General features: G+C 74.7%; 2 protein-coding genes. Both read left to right on the forward strand.

Translation table 11 applies throughout. From position 1 onward, the window contains the following. On the forward strand, positions 1–1,173 hold a 1,173-nt coding region (locus ACWJ6R_RS35190), incomplete at its 5' end, for an MMPL family transporter (protein ID WP_449066351.1). Between the two features lie 43 nt (positions 1,174–1,216). Continuing rightward, positions 1,217–2,098, forward strand: an 882-nt coding sequence (locus tag ACWJ6R_RS35195; protein WP_449066352.1) for a serine/threonine-protein kinase, incomplete at its 3' end; no start/stop codon positions are given.

Here is a 2,098-nt window from a genome sequence, read left to right on the forward strand (position 1 = left end):
TCCGGTACGGCGGGCGCGCCGTACCGCCGGGAGGCCCGGGCCGGGCGCGCCTGGTCGGCCTGGGCGCGCGGGGTGGTGCGGCTTCGCGTGCCGGCCGCCCTGCTCTCCGGCGGCCTGCTGATCGCGCTGACCGTGACCGCGTCCGGCCTCGACCTGGGCCTGCCCGAGAGCGGCGACCTGCGCACCTCGGGACCCGGCTACGAAGGGCTGGCCGCGCTCCGGCGGGCCGGCGTCCCCGCCGGTTCCCTCACCCCGTTCGACGTGCTGGTCACCGGCGACCCCGGGCCGGCGGCCGAGCGGATCAGGGCCGTCGAGGGCGTCTCCGCCGTGCTCGCCCCGGAGGGCCCGTCCTGGCGGCGGGACGGCACGGCGGTCGTCACCGTGCTCCCGGTCGCGGAGAACGGGAGCGACGCGGGCCGGCAGACCATCACCCGGGTCCGCCGGGCCGTACCGGGCACCGTCCGGGTGGGCGGCGGCGCGGCGCAGAGCATGGACTTCCGGGAGCACGCCTACGGGGCCTTCCCGTGGATGCTCGCGTTGATCGCGCTGGCCACGTTCGTGATGCTGGCCCGGGCGTTCCGCTCCCTGCTGCTGCCGCTCAAGGCGATCGCGCTCAACCTGCTCTCGCTGGGCGCGGTGATCGGTGCGATGGTCCTGCTCTGGCAGTCCGGCTGGGGGACCCGCGAGCTGCTCGGCATCCAGCCGACCGGCTCGATCGGCGAGTTCGTCCCCTTGACGATCTTCGCCTTCCTGTACGGCCTCAGCATGGACTACGAGGTGTTCATCCTGGCCAGGATGCGCGAGGAGTACGACAGGTCCGGTGACACCGTCCGCGCGGTGGTCGAGGGTGTCGGCCGGACCGGCCGCCTGGTCACCTCGGCCGCGCTGATCCTGTTCGTCTCCTTCGCCGCCCTGGCCATGACGCCCGAGCTGGACGTGAAGGTGTTCGCCAGCGGCCTGGCCCTGGGCATCCTGCTAGACGCGACCCTCATCCGGGGTGTCCTCGTCCCGGCCGTGGTCGCGATGATGGGCCCCTGGAACTGGTGGCTGCCCGGCTGGGCCGCCCGGCTGCTGCGGGTGGAGCCCTCACCGCTGCGGGCCGGACCCGCCGTGCGGCCCGCGGACGGGGCGGTGACCTCCCCCGGGGGCGATCCTCCGCCCCGGACCGCGTGAAACGTCCCGATTACCCCCTTCGATCCAGGGTAGTCCGAGCCCCATGTCCGATTCTCAGGAGCTCATCGCTGACCGGTATCGGCTGCTGGAACACATCGGCCGGGGGGGCATGGGCACGGTCTGGCGGGCCCGGGACGAGGTGCTCGGCCGGAACGTGGCCGTCAAGGAGGTCATCCCCTCGCCCGATCTGACGGGGCCCGAACGCGAGGTCTTCACCGTCCGCACGCTCCGGGAGGCGCGTGCGGCCGGCCGGGTCGGTCATCCGTGCGTCGCGACGGTCTACGACGTCGTCGAGGAGCGGGGCCGTCCCTGGATCGTGATGCAGCTGGTGGACTCCCGCACGCTCGGCGCGGTGATCAGGGAGGACGGGCCGCTGCCGCCGGCCCGGGTGGCGAGGATCGGGCTGGAGGTGCTCGGCGCGCTGGTCGCCGCGCACCGGGTGGGCGTCCTGCACCGCGACGTCAAGCCGGACAACGTGCTGCTCGCCGCCGACGGCCGGGCGGTGCTGACCGATTTCGGCATCGCGATGCTGGAGGGCGACTCCTCGGTGACCAGGACCGGGGCGCTCATCGGCACGCCGGCCTTCATCGCGCCGGAGCGGGCGGGCGGCGGCCCCGCGGAGTTCGCCTCCGACCTGTGGTCGCTCGGCGTGACACTGTACATGGCGGTCGAGGGGCGCTCCCCCTTCCAGCGCGCCCATCCCCTGGCCACGCTCGCCGCGGTCATGCACGAACCGCCGCCCCCGCTCCGGTACGCCGGGGCGCTGGGGCCGGTGATCGCCGGCCTGCTCCGCAAGGACCCGCGGCTGCGCATGTCCGCCCAGGAGGCGTGCGCCTCCCTGCGCGCGATCGTGGACGGGACCGCGCCCGACCCCACCATGCCGATCGACCTGACGGCCCGCGATCGCGGTCCCGCCGCGGGGAGC

The organism is Planomonospora algeriensis, from assembly GCF_977012225.1.